At 57.2% G+C, this 16860-nt stretch carries 15 protein-coding genes and 1 pseudogene; 8 read left to right on the forward strand and 8 right to left on the reverse strand.

Features of this window, described 5'->3' with window-relative positions; all coding sequences use genetic code 11:
- Positions 1–2: 2 nt before the first annotated feature.
- The 4 genes from paaD to paaA are packed head-to-tail and all read right to left on the reverse strand — an operon-like array spanning position 3 to position 2496.
- Positions 3–500 (reverse strand): 1,2-phenylacetyl-CoA epoxidase subunit PaaD, encoded by a 498-nt coding sequence (gene paaD, locus IM290_RS15295; protein ID WP_003857347.1) that lies wholly within the window; start codon positions 498–500, stop codon positions 3–5.
- 11 nt (positions 501–511) lie between these two features.
- Entirely contained in the window at positions 512–1258 is a 747-nt protein-coding gene (gene paaC, locus IM290_RS15300) for a 1,2-phenylacetyl-CoA epoxidase subunit PaaC (protein WP_193041928.1), read from the reverse strand.
- Positions 1259–1266: 8 nt separating this feature from the next.
- Positions 1267–1554: a 1,2-phenylacetyl-CoA epoxidase subunit PaaB gene (gene paaB, locus IM290_RS15305; protein WP_003857353.1), complete on the reverse strand. Its 288-nt coding sequence runs from the start codon at positions 1552–1554 to the stop codon at positions 1267–1269.
- 12 nt (positions 1555–1566) lie between these two features.
- Entirely contained in the window at positions 1567–2496 is a 930-nt protein-coding gene (paaA, locus tag IM290_RS15310; protein WP_193041927.1) for a 1,2-phenylacetyl-CoA epoxidase subunit PaaA, read from the reverse strand.
- A gap of 285 nt (positions 2497–2781) precedes the next feature.
- On the opposite strand from paaA, the gene paaZ reads away from it, so the two are divergent.
- The 7 genes and pseudogenes from paaZ to IM290_RS15345 all read left to right on the forward strand — a co-directional run bounded on the left by paaZ (position 2782) and on the right by IM290_RS15345 (position 10587).
- Positions 2782–4821, forward strand: coding sequence for a phenylacetic acid degradation bifunctional protein PaaZ (gene paaZ, locus IM290_RS15315; RefSeq protein ID WP_193041926.1), 2040 nt, complete (start codon positions 2782–2784; stop codon positions 4819–4821).
- A gap of 225 nt (positions 4822–5046) precedes the next feature.
- Positions 5047–5529 (forward strand): Hcp family type VI secretion system effector, encoded by a 483-nt coding sequence (locus IM290_RS15320; RefSeq protein WP_193041925.1) that lies wholly within the window; start codon positions 5047–5049, stop codon positions 5527–5529.
- 113 nt (positions 5530–5642) lie between these two features.
- Positions 5643–5936 carry a polymorphic toxin type 44 domain-containing protein gene (locus IM290_RS15325; protein ID WP_226876000.1) on the forward strand — a complete coding sequence of 98 codons (294 nt, stop codon included), beginning with the start codon at positions 5643–5645 and terminating at the stop codon, positions 5934–5936.
- Positions 5914–6309: a hypothetical protein gene (locus IM290_RS15330; protein ID WP_063413472.1), complete on the forward strand. Its 396-nt coding sequence runs from the start codon at positions 5914–5916 to the stop codon at positions 6307–6309. Before IM290_RS15325 ends, IM290_RS15330 begins: the two co-directional genes overlap by 23 nt.
- A gap of 160 nt (positions 6310–6469) precedes the next feature.
- Complete coding sequence (gene tynA, locus IM290_RS15335) at positions 6470–8743, forward strand: primary-amine oxidase (RefSeq protein WP_193041924.1); 2274 nt, start codon at positions 6470–6472, stop codon at positions 8741–8743.
- Between the two features lie 233 nt (positions 8744–8976).
- Positions 8977–9429: pseudogene (locus IM290_RS15340) on the forward strand (alkyl sulfatase C-terminal domain-containing protein); the annotation flags it as partial.
- Positions 9430–9480: 51 nt separating this feature from the next.
- Positions 9481–10587 (forward strand): GGDEF domain-containing protein, encoded by a 1107-nt coding sequence (locus IM290_RS15345; protein WP_193354482.1) that lies wholly within the window; start codon positions 9481–9483, stop codon positions 10585–10587.
- A 325-nt stretch (positions 10588–10912) separates the two neighbouring features.
- Here IM290_RS15345 and IM290_RS15350 read toward each other — a convergent pair whose 3' ends face one another.
- Positions 10913–12412 carry an aldehyde dehydrogenase family protein gene (locus IM290_RS15350; RefSeq protein WP_193354483.1) on the reverse strand — a complete coding sequence of 500 codons (1500 nt, stop codon included), beginning with the start codon at positions 12410–12412 and terminating at the stop codon, positions 10913–10915.
- A 241-nt stretch (positions 12413–12653) separates the two neighbouring features.
- Between IM290_RS15350 and feaR the strand changes: the two genes are divergently transcribed.
- Positions 12654–13562, forward strand: a complete 909-nt coding sequence (gene feaR, locus IM290_RS15355; RefSeq protein ID WP_039270829.1) for a transcriptional regulator FeaR — start codon at positions 12654–12656, stop codon at positions 13560–13562.
- On the opposite strand, the gene IM290_RS15360 is transcribed toward feaR, so the two are convergent.
- The 3 genes from IM290_RS15360 to IM290_RS15370 are packed head-to-tail and all read right to left on the reverse strand — an operon-like array spanning position 13563 to position 16715.
- Positions 13563–13880 (reverse strand): YdbL family protein, encoded by a 318-nt coding sequence (locus tag IM290_RS15360; RefSeq protein ID WP_193041922.1) that lies wholly within the window; start codon positions 13878–13880, stop codon positions 13563–13565. It lies immediately after the preceding gene.
- A gap of 7 nt (positions 13881–13887) precedes the next feature.
- Positions 13888–14079 (reverse strand): YnbE family lipoprotein, encoded by a 192-nt coding sequence (locus IM290_RS15365; protein WP_149500489.1) that lies wholly within the window; start codon positions 14077–14079, stop codon positions 13888–13890.
- Positions 14076–16715, reverse strand: a complete 2640-nt coding sequence (locus tag IM290_RS15370; RefSeq protein WP_193041921.1) for a YdbH family protein — start codon at positions 16713–16715, stop codon at positions 14076–14078. Before IM290_RS15370 ends, IM290_RS15365 begins: the two co-directional genes overlap by 4 nt.
- Between the last annotated feature and the right edge of the window lie 145 nt (positions 16716–16860).

Below are 16860 nucleotides of genomic sequence, written 5' to 3' on the forward strand. Positions count from 1 at the left end.
CCTCAAATACATTTGAAATAGTCGAAGGGCTCACGGCAGGTATTGCAGCGGTAGAGCGCTTTGCAGGCCGTAGAACCAAATTCACTGATAAGCGAGGTATCGGTGCTCGCACAGCGCGGGCAGCTCACCTCAGCGGGAACGTGGGCATGGCAGCTATGGCCGACAGGCGGGCTGATGCCATATTCACGCAGGCGCCTGCGGGCATCGTCGGTCATCCAGTCGGTGGTCCAGGCGGGCTCCAGTTGCAGCACAATATGTACCGGGCTAAAGCCGTTTCCGGTCAGGGTTTCGCGGATCGCCCCCAGCAGATGCTCCGTTGCCGGACAGCCCGAATAGGTTGGCGTGAAGCCGATGACCCAGCCTTCCCCCTGCGCCTTCACGCTGCGCACCATGCCTAAGTCGGTGATGGTCAGCACCGGCACTTCCGGGTCGGGGATCTGGCTTAACAGCGCCCAAATCTGCGGGATTTGTGCAGGCGCGATGTCGACGAGGCGTTGCATGGCGTCCTCCTTTACCACTGCTGGCCGGGGTAAACGCGCTGGAGATACTGCATCTCTGCCAGCATCGGCCCGAGGTGTTCAGTATGTAGCCCCTTCTTGCCGCCCGTGCGATACGCCACCTCTTCGGGCACGCGGAGGGTGGCTTCCGCCAGGCCAGCAAACACTTCGCGCTCCCACGGGTCCCGCAGTTCGCGGGGATCAACCGCCACGCCGTCATCAATCAGCGCCAGCTCGACGTCGTCGGCGTCGAACAGTTCAGCCGTAAAGCGCCACAGGCTATCCACCGCCTGCTGCATTTTTTGTGCGGAGGTTTCTGTTCCGTCCCCCAGCCGCACCAGCCAGCCGCGGCTAAAGCGCAGGTGATAGCGCGCCTCCTTAATGGCTTTTGCCGCGATGGCGGCAAGCTGACTGTCGCTGCTATGGATCAGCCGCTCGTAGAGCGCCACGTTCCACGCATCCATCAGATACTGACGGGCAATGGTGTCGGCGAAGCTGCCGTTTGGTTGTTCCACCAGCAGCAGATTGCGGAACTGACGCTCATCGCGGCCATAGGCCAGGGTGTCTTCATCGCCCTTACCCTCCCGTTCAGCGGCGTAGGTCAGGAAATTGCGCGCCTGCCCGAGCAGATCAAGGCCGATATTGGCGAGCGCCAGGTCAATTTCCAGCTCCGGCGCGTGGCCGCACCAGGCGCCCAGACGCTGTGAGAGCACCAGACCGTTGTCGCCCAGACGCAGGGCATAAGCAGATACGTTGTTCATCCCCAACCTCACATATGCTCGATGCCATCAGGGATGGTGTAAAACGTCGGATGACGGTAGACCTTACTTTCCGCCGGATCGAAAAACTCCCCGCTCTCTTCCGGCTGGGAAGCGACGATTTCACTCGCCTTCACCACCCAGATGGAACAGCCTTCGCTGCGGCGGGTATAGGCATCGCGCGCGTTTTCCAGCGCCATGCGGTCGTCGGCAGCGTGAAGGCTGCCCACATGCCGGTGCGACAGCCCCTGCTTCGAACGGACAAAAACTTCGTATAACGGCCAGTAAACATTGCTCATGGTTGATTCCTCTTATGCGGCCTGGCGGACGCGTTGTTTTTCCGCGTGGGCCAGAGCGGCTTCACGCACCCATGCGCCGTCGTCCCAGGCTTTACGTTTTGCGGCCAGACGTTCGTGGTTGCAGATCCCGCGCCCGGTGATCACCTCGTCAAATTCCTGCCAGTCGATTTCGCCGAAGCGGTAGTGGCCGCTCGCTTCATCGAAACGCAGGTCGGGGTCCGGCACGGTCATACCGAGCATCTCCACCTGAGGCACCGTGTTGTCCACGAAGCGCTGGCGAAGCTCATCGTTGCCAAAGCGTTTGATCTTCCAGGCCAGACTGCGGGCGCTGTTTGGGGAGTTGTCGTCGTTGGGTCCAAACATCATCAGCGCGGGCCACCAGAAACGGTTGATGGCGTCCTGCAACATCTGCCGCTGGGCTTCGCTGCCCTGCGCCAGCGCCATGCAGGCCTCAAAACCCTGACGCTGGTGGAAGCTCTCTTCTTTACAGATCTTCACCATCGCCCGGGCATACGGGCCGTAAGACGTACGGCACAGCGCCACCTGGTTCACAATGGCCGCCCCGTCCACCAGCCAGCCAATGACGCCGATATCGGCCCAGCTCAGGGTCGGATAGTTGAAGATGGAGGAGTATTTCATCTTGCCGTCGAGCATCTTTTGATAGATGTCCTCCCGGGCGCAGCCCAGCGTTTCCGCCGCGCTGTAGAGGTACAGGCCGTGTCCGGCTTCGTCCTGCACCTTCGCCAGCAGAATGGCTTTCCGGCGCAGCGTCGGCGCGCGGGTGATCCAGTTTCCTTCCGGCAGCATGCCGACAATCTCAGAATGGGCGTGCTGTCCAATCTGGCGGATCAGCGTCTTGCGGTAGGCATCCGGCATCCAGTCCTGCGGCTCGATGGCCGTCTCCTGTGCGATGCGTTGCTCAAAGCGTTGTTCTTGCGTCACATAACCACCTTTGTGATTCGTTAAATCACCACAAATAGCAAAATGGTGAATCATTTGGTTTCTTAAATGTTACACAAAGGTTAAATATAACCCCAAGAAGCGTTTGTTTATTTTGTGACGACGCTCGCAAGCCTTTTCATGAAAGGCCGATAACGCAAGGCTTCTGGGTGGTCAGGTTAAGCAATACAGATCACAGCGTTAACAATTCATTAAAACTCAGCTTGATTTTTATGATTCGCGATCAAACTATTTATAGTGAAATTACGAAACATCTGGAGAGAAGAAATGCAGCAGTTAGCCAGCTTCTTGTCCGGCACCTGGCAATCAGGCCGGGGCCGCGAGCGCACCATCACTCACGCCATCAGCGGGGAAACGCTATTTGAAGTCACCAGCGAAGGGCTGGATATGGCGGCCGCGCGCCGTTACGCCATTGAACACGGCGGAGAAGCGCTCCACGCAATGAGCTTTATCGAGCGCGCCGCCATGCTGAAGGCGGTGGCCAAACATCTGCTGAGCCAGAAGGATCGCTTTTATGCCCTGTCAGCTCAGACCGGCGCGACGAAGGCCGACAGCTGGGTGGATATTGAAGGCGGTATCGGCACCCTCTTCACCTACGCAAGCCTCGGCAGCCGTGAGCTGCCGGACGATACCCTGTGGCCGGAGGATGAACTGATCCCGCTGTCGAAGGAAGGCGGCTTTGCGGCACGTCACGTGTTAACGTCGAAATCCGGCGTGGCGGTGCATATCAACGCGTTCAACTTCCCGTGCTGGGGGATGCTGGAAAAGCTCGCGCCCACCTGGCTTGCCGGGATGCCCGCCATCATCAAGCCCGCCACCGCCACCGCGCAGGTGACTCAGGCGATGGTGAAAGCGATCGTCGAGAGCGGACTGGTGCCCGACGGCGCCATCAGCCTGATCTGCGGTGGCGCGGGCGATCTGCTGAACCAGCTCGACAGCCAGGACGTGGTGACGTTTACCGGATCGGCCAGCACCGGGCAGAGTCTGCGCGTCCACCCGAATATCGTCGCGCATTCCATTCCGTTTACCATGGAAGCAGATTCTCTCAACTGCTGCGTGCTGGGTGAGGACGTGACGCCGGAGCACCCGGAGTTTGCGCTGTTTATCCGAGAAGTGGTGCGCGAGATGACCGCCAAAGCCGGACAAAAATGTACCGCCATCCGCCGCATCATCGTGCCGGAAGCGCAGGTTGACGCCGTCAGCCAGGCGCTGATTGCGCGGCTGGAGAAAGTGGTCGTCGGCGATCCGGCCCAGGAAGGGGTGAAGATGGGGGCCCTCGTCAACGGTGAGCAACGTGCTGACGTGCAGGAAAAAGTCGATCATCTCCTTGCCGCGGGCTGTCAGATCCGTCTGGGTGGTAAAGCTGATTTGCAGGCGGCTGGCGCATTCTTCCCGCCCACCCTGCTGTTCTGCCCGCAGCCGGACGAAACCCCGGCCGTCCACGCCACCGAAGCCTTTGGCCCCGTCGCAACCCTGATGCCCTGCCGTAACACCGAACACGCCATGCAGCTGGCGCGGGCGGGTGGCGGCAGCCTGGTGGGAACGCTGGTTACGGCAGATACCCGCATGGCGCGGCAGTTTATTGCCGGTGCCGCGCGCGCCCACGGACGCATTCAGATCCTCAACCAGGAATCCTCGAAAGAATCCACCGGCCACGGTTCACCGCTGACGCAGCTGGTGCACGGTGGTCCGGGACGTGCGGGCGGCGGCGAAGAGCTGGGCGGCCTGCGCGCGGTGAAGCACTATCTTCAGCGCACGGCCATTCAGGGCAGCCCGTCCATGCTCGCCGCGATCGGTAAACAGTGGGTCCGTGGCGCGGAGGTGCAGGAAGATCGCGTTCATCCCTTCCGTAAATACTTCGAGGAGTTACAGCCGGGCGACAGCCTGCTGACCCCGCGTCGTACCCTGACGGAAGCGGATATCGTGAATTTTGCCTGCCTGAGCGGGGATCATTTCTACGCCCATATGGACAAAATTGGCGCGGCGGAGTCGATTTTTGGCGAGCGCGTGGTACACGGTTATTTCCTGATTTCCGCCGCGGCGGGGCTGTTTGTAGATGCCGGGGTTGGGCCGGTTATTGCCAACTACGGCATGGAAAACCTGCGCTTTATTGAGCCGGTCAAGCCGGGTGATACCATTCAGGTGCGCCTGACCTGTAAACGTAAAACGCTGAAGAAACAGCGCACTGCCGAGGAAAAACCCACCGGCGTGGTGGAATGGGCGGTGGAGATCTTCAACCAGCACCAGCAGGCCGTGGCGCTCTACTCCATCCTGACGCTGGTGGCGCGCCAGCAGGGTGACTTTTAATCAAAGCAATAGCATTAACCTTGCTGCCTCGAGTGTTTGAGCGCATCAAAATCAGCGGAAGGTAAAACATGGACTGGATGGCTTTGATTAATCGGACCATCCAGTCTGCCTGGTTTGGATAAGTTACAACCGGAAACACTAAGCAAATTGACCATGTAGTTAGCATGGTTATTATTTAGCGCCGGGAATATTCCCGCATTAAATTACATGGATGATTAACAGACTATGGCAATTCCTGTTTACCTTTTCTTAACTGACGATGGTGGGTCAAAAATTACAGGCTCGGTGGATGTTCGTTACCGTGAGGGAAGCATTGAAGTCACCGGCTTTACACACAATCTTCGCCTCCCAACCGATCCATTGACCGTGAAAATTACCAGCAAACGTAACCATGCCCCAGTCGTATTTCAAAAAGAAATCGATTCCTCCTCCCCTTACCTGATGAAAGCCGTTGCGACTGGCCAAACCCTTAAAACGGCTGAGTTCAGGTGGTATCGCATTAATGACGCCGGGCAGGAAGTAGAATATTACAATATGCGTCTCGATAATATTCGCGTCGTTTCCATCACGCCATTGATGCATGACATTAAAGACCCGATGAAAGAAAAACATAATCATCTTGAAGTCGTGGAGCTACGCTATGATAAAATAACATGGACATATTGCGATGGTAATATACAGTTTGCAGACTGTTGGGCTGAACGTTAAATATGCGAATGCCTTCCTATTCAACACCCTATAATATTGCATCCTTTGCACCACCTGGCGTGGACGTCGTTAGCCATATGGTAATAGCGCGATTTCATGGTGGCCCCTCATTAATGACTTACATATGGTTTTATCAAATGGTCAGAAACCATGGTCCCTGGGATTATAAACAAGGCCGTGCAGAGTATACCAATTTTGGCAATTTTCATTACGGTGCCGTTGGTGCGGCAGCAGGCATCCCTGAGGGAATTCTGCTCCGGGGGGCAGGTACTGCACAGATTCTTGCCGGAACAAGCGATCCTGCCGAATTTGCAAAATTCCAGAACAATAATAATTACGGTGATGACCCAGTCGATCAGTTATGGATAAGGGCAGGAATAGATTATGCGCGACGTTCGGGTTTTTAACTGGCGAGCTGGAGTCATTATCTTTTTTCTTCTCATATTCATTGCATACCCTTTCCGCGATCTGTTTACCGTGTATGAGAATTTGCAGGAAAAAATCAAGGTTAACGATCGTTTAACTCTTTACATCACCCAGGTTGAGACGGGCTCACTGTCTAAAAACAGGTATCATATTTATCTCTTTGATGCGAAAAAAAGTCCGGAAGACTTCATGTCTAACATTAAAGATATCGATCCCGTCATGATCACCGATGATGATAAAGCTTCAGTGGCAATTAAAAATGGAGACATTTATCTTCGCGTTCGCGGTACGGTTTATTCGTTCACGACGGCAGGTTTTGATGTCCGCATGCATCTCGATAGCTCGCCTTACTGAAGCGCACTTTATCTGCCATGGGGGTGTGATGCACCCCCGCTCTTTTTTTAACCTGGCAAGACTGACAAACAACCTGGCAGATGCAGGCAAACGCTTTTCGTGCGCGCCTGTCAGGATAAGGCTGACACAACACAATAAACACAACAAGATGAGGTCTGCGATGGGAAGCAATTCTTCTTTTTCTGCCCGTAGAACGGCACTGGCCATGGCCGTTGCGCTCTGTTGCGCCTGGCAATCCCCTGTTTACGCTCACGGCAGCGAGGCGCATATGGTCCCGATGGACAAAACGCTTCAGGCGTTTGGCGCGGACGTGCAGTGGGATGATTACGCCCAGATGTTCACCATCGTCAAAGACGGTGCCTTTGTGAAGGTCAAACCCGGCGCAAATACCGCCATCGTTAACGGCAAACCGCTGACGCTCCAGGTGCCCGTGGTGAAGAAGAACAATAAGGCGTTTATCCCGGAGACCTTTATCAACGATGTTTTTCAGTCCGGTCTTGATCAGACATTCCAGGTTGAAAAAAGCCCCCACCCGTTAAACGCGCTGACGGCTGATGAAATCAACCAGGCCGTAGCCATTGTGAAAGCCTCTGCGGATTTTAAACCCAATACCCGCTTTACCCAGATTGCGCTGGCGGAGCCAGAAAAGGCCAAAGTCTGGGACTTTGTGCTTAACGGCACGGCGGTGGATGCGCCCCGCCAGGCCAATATCATCATGCTTGATGGTAAACACATCATCGAAAGCCGGGTGGATCTGAAGGAGAAAAAGATCCTCCGCTGGGAGCCGATCAAAGACGCGCACGGCATGGTGCTGCTGGATGACTTCAATACCGTGCAGCAGATCATCAATGAAAGCCCGGAGTTTGCCGCCGTGCTGAAAAAGCGCGGCATTACCGACCCGAAGAAAGTGATCACCACTCCGCTTACCGTCGGCTTTTTTGACGGCAAGGATGGGCTGAAACAGGAAGACCGCCTGCTGAAAGTGATCAGCTATCTCGACGTGGGCGACGGTAACTACTGGGCGCACCCGATCGAAAACCTGGTTGCGGTGGTGGATCTCGAGCAGAAGAAAATCCAGAAGATTGAGGAAGGCCCGGTCGTGCCGGTTCCGCTCACGCCGCGCCCTTATGATGGCCGCGACCGCGTTGAAACGGTGAAAAAACCGCTGGAAATTATCGAGCCGAAAGGCAAGAACTACACCATCACCGGGGACAGGGTGCACTGGCAGAACTGGGATTTTCATCTGAGCCTGGACTCACGCGTCGGCCCGATAATCTCCACCGTGACCTATAACGACAACGGCAAAAAGCGACAGGTGATGTATCAGGGATCGCTCGGCGGCATGATTGTGCCGTACGGCGACCCGGATATCGGCTGGTACTTTAAGGCCTACCTGGACTCCGGCGACTACGGCATGGGGACCCTGACCTCCCCGCTGGTGCGCGGCAAAGATGTTCCGTCTAACGCCGTGATGCTCAACGAAACCATCCCGGATTACACCGGCGCGCCAATGGAGATCCCCCGGGCGATCGCCATTTTCGAGCGTTACGCCGGGCCGGAATATAAGCATCAGGAGTTAGGTAAACCCAACGTCAGCACCGAACGCCGCGAGCTGGTGGTGCGCTGGGTCAGCACCGTGGGTAACTACGATTACATCTTCGACTGGGTATTCCACGAAAACGGCACCATCGGCATTGATGCAGGGGCTACGGGCATTGAAGCGGTGAAAGGCGTGCAGACGAAAACCATGCATGATGCCACCGCGAAGGATGACACCCGATACGGAACGCTGATCGACCATAATATTGTCGGTACCACCCACCAGCACATCTACAACTTCCGTCTGGATATGGACGTGGACGGCATCAACAATAAGCTGGTGGCCATGGATCCGGACGTCAAACCGAACACCGCTGGCGGACCGCGCACCAGCACCATGCAGGTTAATCAGTATGATATTGATACCGAACAGCAGGCGGCACAGAAGTTTGACCCGGGCACCATCCGCCTGCTAAGCAATCCCAGCAAAGAGAACCGCATGGGCAACCCGGTCTCGTATCAGATCATCCCTTACGCGGGCGGTACACACCCGGTAGCGTCCGGCGCGAAGTTTGCCCCGGACGAGTGGATTTATCACCGCCTGAGCTTTATGGATAAACAGCTGTGGGTGACGCGTTACCATCCCGACGAGATGTACCCGGAGGGAAAATACCCGAACCGTTCCACGCACGATACCGGCCTCGGCCAGTACAGCAAAGATAACGAGTCGCTGAACGACCAGGATAACGTCATCTGGATGACTACCGGCACCACCCATGTCGCCCGTGCCGAGGAGTGGCCGATAATGCCGACGGAATGGGTGCACACGTTACTCAAGCCGTGGAATTTCTTTGACGAGACGCCAACGCTCGGCAAGAAAAAAGAGCAGAAATAACCCACCGACCGGGCGTAATGCCCGGTTTTTCATCCGCTTACTTGCTGAATTACTCTCCCCGATTATAGTTATTGTTACCTCGCTTAATCCTTTTGCATTTCTTGACACACTTTCACCAGGATTCGAAGTCCCCACAAATAACGTCACAGTTTACTGAGAGGTTTTAGGATGAGAATCAATGAGATCGTCAGGAGTCTCGCGCTGGCGGGATGTTTTATTTCTGCCAGTTCCTTGACCAGGGGAACTACCGCTGGGTGGCCCAGGTGGTCAGCACAGTGCTCTTTGCCGATCCAAATAATCAGGCCGCGCGAAACCTGGAAGCGGATGCGCTGGAGCAGCTGGGCTATCAGGCTGAATCAGACCCGTGGCGTAACTTCTACCTGACCGGCGCGCAGGAGCTGCGTAACGGCGTGGTGAAAGGACCGACCCCGAACACCGCCAGCCCGGATACCGTGCGCGCGATGACGCCAGAAATGTTCTTTGACTATCTGGCGGTGCACATTAACGGTGAAAAAGCGGCGGATGTAAAATCGGTGTTTAATATCGACCTCGGCAGCGACGGCGGCAAATACAAGCTGGAGCAGGATAACGGCGATATCAAAGTGACCGGCGATGCCGCAAAACTTGATGCCATGCTCGGTTACATGGATAAATTTGAATTCTGGTTTAACATTGTGACCCCGTAAAGGCAGCACTCGCGGGCGGACGTTCCGCCCGCTCAAGGAAAATTCTCTTCAATGGAAAAAAGACATCTAGCCACACCCGAACCCGCAATATGGCCTACCCGTAAATCAATGGTTGTTCACGGGCTGGCCGTGAACCTGCCGTGGCTCGCCTTTGTGAATGCGAGCTTTGCCCTTATGGTCCTGCTGCGCAATTCGCTGTTCGGCCATATCGATGCCCTCCTGCACATCAGCCCCCCTCTGCGGCAGATGATTGACGCCTCCATGCTGGGCGTGGTGATCCTTTCCGTGGCGCTGGTGATCATGGCCTGGCGCCACATCCGCGGCGTTAGCGCCGTTTTGTTTATGTGCAGCCTGCTGTGGTCGATAAGTTGTTACTGGTTTATCAACGTGTTACAGCTTCCTCATCCCTGGCCTATATTCGTTACCCTGCTGATGGCCGGTATGACCGCGCTCTATTTTCACCCGGTGGCACTGCTCTGCTTCACCGTTCCGCTATGGGTAAGCCTGCCCGTTGCCAGCATGCTGCTGAATCAGGAAATTAATTATCGCTTTGCCGGGCTGTGGGTGGTGTTCACGTTCATTCTCGTGTGCGGGCGCTATATCCTGTTGAGCTGGTTTGAAGAGGCGTGGCGTCGCAACCAGCAGAATCAGCGTTTAATTTCGCGGCTGGATGCGCTGGCCCATCAGGATCCGCTGACGAAAACGGCCAACCGCCGGGCGATGGAGCTGGTGCTGGAAAACGCCGTGGAGCAAGGCAAACGCTTCGCGGTGCTGATGCTGGATGTCGATTACTTCAAACTGTATAACGATACCTACGGTCACCAGGCCGGAGATGCGTGCCTCGCGCGGGTGGCAGAGGTGCTGAACACCTCGGTGCGCACGCCAGAGGATGTGGTTTCGCGCTACGGTGGCGAGGAGTTTGTGGTGATCCTCTTTGACTGCGAAGAAAGCATTGCTGAGAAAGTCGCCGCGCGGATCCAGGCTGGCCTTTGCAACGCAGCCATTCCGCACAGCGCGTCGAAGGTGAGTGAATGTGTGACGGCGAGTATGGGCATTGCAGGCTATACCGCAGGGCTGGCCGGCCCGGAAATCATCGCCCGCGCCGATGCGGCGCTGTACAGGGCTAAGGAGGCCGGGCGGGATCGGTGGTCGCTGTAAGTTACGCCGGGTGGCGCTGCGCTTACCCGGCCTACAAAACCAACCTTTTTCCTCGATCCCGTAGGCCGGGTAATGCGTAGCCGCCACCCGGCGTTTTTTTAATACCGCACACACACCGACTTGGTTTCACACCAGCCGTCCAGCCAGGCGGGGCGGAAATCATCGCCCGCGCCGATGCGGCGCTGTACAGGGCGAAGGAGGCCGGGCGGGATCGGTGGTCGCTGTAAGTTACGCCGGGTGGCGCTGCGCTTACCCGGCCTACAAAACCAACCTTTTCCTCGATCCCGTAGGCCGGGTAAGGCGTAGCCGCCACCCGGCGTTTTTTTTAATACCGCACACATACCGACTTGGTTTCACACCAGCCGTCCAGCCAGTCGGGGCCGAAATCGCGCCCGGTGCCGGACTGCTTCATGCCGCCGAACGGCAGGTTGGCGTCTATCAGCGTGTGGCTGTTCACCCACACGGTTCCGGCCTGTAACCTGTCGGTATACGCCAGCGCTTTACTGATGTTCTGCGTCCAGACGCTGGCCGTTAAGCCATATTCGGTGTCGTTCGCCAGCTGAAGCGCCTCTTCCCCGTCGTCCACACGAACCAGGTTCACCACCGGCCCGAAGACCTCTTCACGCGTCAGTCGCAGATGATTATCCGGGTTGACCACCAGCGTTGGCGAAACGTAATAGCCTTTGCCGTCTGGCCCCCGGTTCCCGGCGATCAGCTCCGCATTGTGCGCCTTCGCCTCATCCAGGAACGCCTGAACCTTATCGCAGTGGGCGCGCGACACCAGCGGGTTGATAAACGCCTCCGGCGACATGCCCGGCCCGACGCTGAGGGATTTCACGGCCTGTTCAAACCCGCTGACCAGCGTGTCGAACAGCGGAGCCTCAATATAAATGCGCGAGCTGGCCGCGCAGACCTGCCCCTGGTTCAGGAAGCTGCCGGTCATCAGCCCTTCAATCACCCACGCCGGATCGGCATCTTTCAGCACGATGGCCGGGTTTTTGCCGCCCAGTTCCAGCGTCACGCCCGTTAGCGTGTCCGCCGCCGCGCGGGCAATCTGCTTGCCCGTCGCCGTCGAACCGGTAAAGCTCACCTTGGCAATGCGCGGGTGCGAGGTCAGCGCCGCGCCACAGATGGCGCCACTGCCGGTCACCACGTTGAACACACCATCCGGGATCCCCGCCTCGCTCGCCAGTTCCGCCACCCGTAACAGGGTGAGCGGCGTGGTTTCCGACGGTTTGATCACGATGGAGCAACCTGCCGCCAGCGCGGGCATCACTTTCCACATGCCAATCATCAACGGGAAGTTCCACGGCACAATCCCCGCCACGACTCCCACCGGCTCTTTACGCGTCCACGCCTGATAACGCGCGCCCTGCGGCAGTGGAATCGAGAGATCGAGGGTTTTACCGGCAATTTTGGTGGTCAGCCCTGCCGTGTAGCGCATCCAGTTCAGGGTGCAGCCCACCTCGAAGGCGCGGGAAATGTTAATCGATTTCCCCTGCTCCAGGGTTTCGAGCTGTGCCAGCTCTTCGCCATGCTGTTCCACCAGATCCGCAAACCGCAGCAGGATGCGTTCCCGCTCTGCCGGCAGCCGTCCGGCCCAGCTTCGGGCGACAAAGGCGCGCCAGCCAGACATCACCGCACGATCGACATCATCGACGCTGGCATCGGCGGTAGAGGCAATAACCTCTCCGGTCGCCGGGTTGTAGACGTTCAGACGCTTTTCGCTATCGGATGCCGCCTGACGCCCTTCGATCCACAGGCCGTGCTGGCGATCTAAAAACTGCTGCACGCCTGGCAGGATGGCGACGTGTGATTCGGACATAGGATACTCCTTCGTTATGCTTCGCAGGGTGTGTATGCAGTCTAAGAGGGGATTCGCATTCCTGCTTTTGTCTGTGTGACATTCGCTTTGCCAGCTGTGACAGGGTCCGCAAATCGTGATAATTCCCGCTTATATCGCTGTAACCGTTGAGTGTTCTTTCCTATAGTCAGCCTCGTAGCCCTGACAAAATGCAACATAAATGCAACAATGCGAAAACAGTGACGGTGCAGCGAGAACATCAATGGCGTGTGCAAGCGAACAGGACATTTTTCAGCAGTGGCTGGCGCAAATTAACCAGGTTTGTGGGCGCTTTGCGGCACGTCCGTTAGAGGGGGCGTTTCTCGGCGAGCTGGAAACCAGCTACACCCAAAGTCTGAAGCTGAGCACGGTGACCGCCGCAGGCGTTAACCTGTTTCGCACCCGTCAGGAGATCAAAAACGGCAACGATGCCTGGTTCTACACCGTGTTTCAGCTGGAAGGCAGCGCCGGAATCGAACAGGACGACCAGCGCGCGATGCTGAAAGCCGGGGATATCACGCTGATTGACGCCTCCCGCCCGTGCTCCATTTACTGGCAGGAGCGTTCCCGCCAGATTTCGCTCCTGCTCCCGCGACAAATCATTGAGCAACACGCGCGTTTTCAGGAAGTGAGGTGCGCGCTGCCCCTCTCCCGCAGTCTGCCTACCGTACAGCTAAGCTACCGTCTGTTGCAGGAGAGCATGGGCAATGCCGATCTCAGCGCCAGTGAAAGCGAAGCGGCGCTTGAGGCGATGGTGTGTCTGCTGCGTCCGGCCTTCCAGCAGCGTGACGAGGTGCTGCCACGCAAGGAGCGTCAGTTCCGCCACGTTCTGTCCCTGATTGATGATCATATTCAGTCGGAGGCGTTAAGGCCGGAGTGGATAGCTTCAGAGAGCGGCATGTCCGTGCGTAGCCTGTACCGCATGTTTGCCGGGAAAGGGCTGGTGGTAGCGCAGTATATTAAGAACCGTCGCCTCGATTTATGCGCTCAGGCGCTGCGTTCCATCAGCGATGACGAAAAGCTGGCGGGGATTGGCTACAGCTGGGGTTTCACCGACCATAGCCATTTTTCCACCGCCTTTAAGCAGCGTTTCGGGGTTTCGCCGGGCGAATACCGCAGGCGTTATCGCTAGCTATTTTTTCAGCCACTTGCCGTTAATTCCCTTCACGTACTCACCCGGCTGCGCGCGGGCCACCAGCTTTTGTCCCGCCATTTTCGCCACCTCGTCGACGGGTAAATTATTACTGTCAGCCAGCTGCTGGTAACTTTCCGTGCGTGCGGCGTTGATACGGTTCACCAGCGCCAGGGTTTCAGCGTCGTGCTGAACGTGCGCAAGATAGCCGCTCAGGGTTTCCCCTACGCGCCCCTGGGCACGCGCATCGTTGAGCGTAAGCGTGGCGGCGTGAACGTTCATCCCCAGCGCCAGTAACATCAGAGCTAATCGTTTCATGACATCCTCAGAACAGATCGCTGCGGGATTTCAGCAGGGCTTCAACGTCTTTATCCACCTTGATATGGATTTCATGCTCGATTTTCACGTTCATGTTGATGGTGATCGGCTCTTTGGGCGCCGCCACTTCAATGCGCGGCGTGCAGCCTGACAGCAGCGCGACGACGGCCACGGCGAGTACACCAGCCCTCTTTTTCATTGTTGTTCCTCACTTTCCTTGCCTGTCGAACCGCGGAGAAGGGGTATCGCCGCATGTTGCTCAAACCATGTTTGCAGATTGTCCCCAAAGCGCAGGCTGCGCCAGAGGGTAAAAATGTTCTCTTCATGGGTGTAATTCAGGTTTACGAAACTGCTTTTGCCCTCGACACGGCTGGTGCCTTTAATGGCCGCCTGCATGGTTAACACACCCAGATTATCTACATTGAGTTTTGTCCACGACTGCGAAATTTCCATATAGCGGAGCCAGTTGATCGCCGCCCCGGCAACCATGTTGTCTTTCACAATGGCATCCGCCGTGTCCTGGTCGATGCGCAGCGTCATCGGCCCCGGGTTGGTCAGCCAGCCATCTTTAATGATCCATTTTTCATTGTTCAGCCAGAACGGCAGCGCGCCGCTCACCGGGCCGGACATGGCAAACTGCTTCGGATTCACCGCGCTTATCAGTTCGCTGGAGGATATATTATCCACGCGCAGTAAAGCCGGATCGTGCTGCGGCATTCTCAACTGCTGCATGGTGATTTTCCCGCCGAGCGCTTCCACCTTCACGTTGGTGAGCAGGAGCGGGTTCGCTTCGGTCCAGGGATAATCGCCCTGGAGATCCGCGGTGATATTTCGTGCTGTGACCAGGTTTTTCACCTCGTCGATTCGTAACGTTACCGGTCCGCGCGTGCCCAGCGACCAGGTGCCCTGGCTTAAGCGGAACGGCAGAACAAAATCTACGCCGTTGATCTCGTTATCCGGCATCCACGCGCTGCCCGCTTTCAGCACCCCGTGCCCCCCGGCCTCAAACCCCTGATCGGGGGCCGCGGAGAAAGCCACCTGCGCGTACATTTCGCCGCCGCGCAGGGTCATTTTCCAGTCTGGCGGGATCAGCGGCTGAAATACCGTAAGAGACTGTTTTGGCCACCAGGCCTGACCGCGAAGGCGTTCGCCGTCCCAGCGTCCATTCACCTGGACCGGGCCGATGTCGTCCGCATGAAGGTTCCCTTTAAACTGGAACACCGTCGGGTCTGTCCCGTCAACGCTGAAGGTCAAAACGGACGGCGGCAGCACGCTTCCGCCTGAAAAGCTTGTTTGCCCGGCATTGAGCGCGAGCGCGCCGCTAAAGGTGGGGTTATCCGGGTCCCGCGACCAGCGCACCGGGTGATCCAGCACCAGGCGCGGCTTGCTGACCAGCATCGTACCGTACTGCAATTTGTCGAACCCCGTGGAAAGATCGGTCAGTTCGATAACGTTGTCGCGCCACTCCCCGGTTCCCCGGACATCCCAGCGCGCGTTCATTGGCGTGAAATTCCCTTTACCCCAGTAGCGCCACTGCCACAAACCGTTGTCCGGTAAAAAGTCGTTAGCCTGGCCGTCCAGATGCAGCTCAAAATCGCCCATCTCGTTTTCATGCGCCCGCAGAATGGCTTGCAGGCGGCCGTCCACGCCCTTCTGCGTGAGCTTCACGCCCGCCAGCGGCCAGCGGATCTCATCGATATCCAGCGAGTCGATGATGCGCCCGCGCGAGCGCAATAAAGCGCCGGGTTCAAACGTAAGCTGCGGATCGTAAAGGCTGCCGGTCAGCATCGCCGGGAGCCTGGCATACAGGATCAGATCGTTTTGCTTGGCTTCCCCGCTCAGGTGCAGCGGCATAGCGCTGTTATCCATACTGAGCGAGCCGGGACCGATATTCAGCACCGCGTTGCCCTTACCCGCATCCCCCTGGGTCAGCACGTTGAGCCGCCCCGTGAAGGTGGCTTTCTCCAGCCCCTGCTGCCAGTTATCCACTTTCAGCCCGACGCGTCCGCTCATTGGCACGCCGGAGGCTAACCAGTTCCAGCGTCCGTCGCTGATGGTCAACTGCTGAGCGGTGATCTGCCACGGTAAATCGAGCAGCGGATCGGGGTTGTTCCGCGCCATGACCACCAGCTGGCCCTGATTGTCCTCCCAGTCCAGATCGGCATCGACCAGCGAGGATAACTGTGGCACGTTAAAGGTCGCGACCGTATGCCCTTTCACCGGCACGCCGTCCGGCACCAGCGGCAGGGTAAATTCACCAACCAGCTTCACGGGCTGCGGCTGATCCGGCAGTTGCACATCGAACTGGCTGATGGAAAGGGTCTGGCCGCGCAACTGCCCCTTAATGCTCACCTGCTCGCCGTTATAGGTGATGTCCTGGCGGGCTGGCGTCAGAGAAGCTTGCAGTTCACCCTCCCACTGCTGCCAGGGAGAAAGGGTAAAGCGATGGATGGTCAGCCAGGTGTTGGGCAGGATGGCCTGCCACTGCGCCAGCGTTTTCGGCGCCACCGTAGATGGCGCCGATTGCGGTAATTTGCTCAGGCAGACAGAGTTAAGTTCAAGTGCGCCAATATCCAGATCCCAGCGGCTGGGGTGTGACAGAGTCACGTTTTCCACGCGGGCAATTTCACACTCTTCTACCAGATAGCGGAGATCGGGGATGATCAGGGCGTGGCGCGTGAGCCGTGGGCTTTTTTCAAACGCGATGCGCGTTCCAACAGGGAGCCAGATCCCGGCGAGCGTGGGTACCCACTGGGCGAGCGTCATCAGCAGCGTCAGCGGCACAAGAAATAGCAGCAGTAATAGCGCGATTGCGGCTTTGTATTTACCCTTCATGGGCAGTTAATATCCTGATTTTGCGAAAAAAATAAGCCGTTCTTGCCGCTCATTGTCGCATGTTTAGCCAGTCAGTTGAAGGTAATGCCATTTTTAAGAGTAGATGCTCTACAATAATTCATAGAACTTATTGATTTCAATGAAT

The sequence above is a fragment of the Enterobacter cloacae complex sp. S1 genome (assembly GCF_014930525.1).
GTDB lineage: Bacteria > Pseudomonadota > Gammaproteobacteria > Enterobacterales > Enterobacteriaceae > Enterobacter > Enterobacter hormaechei_C.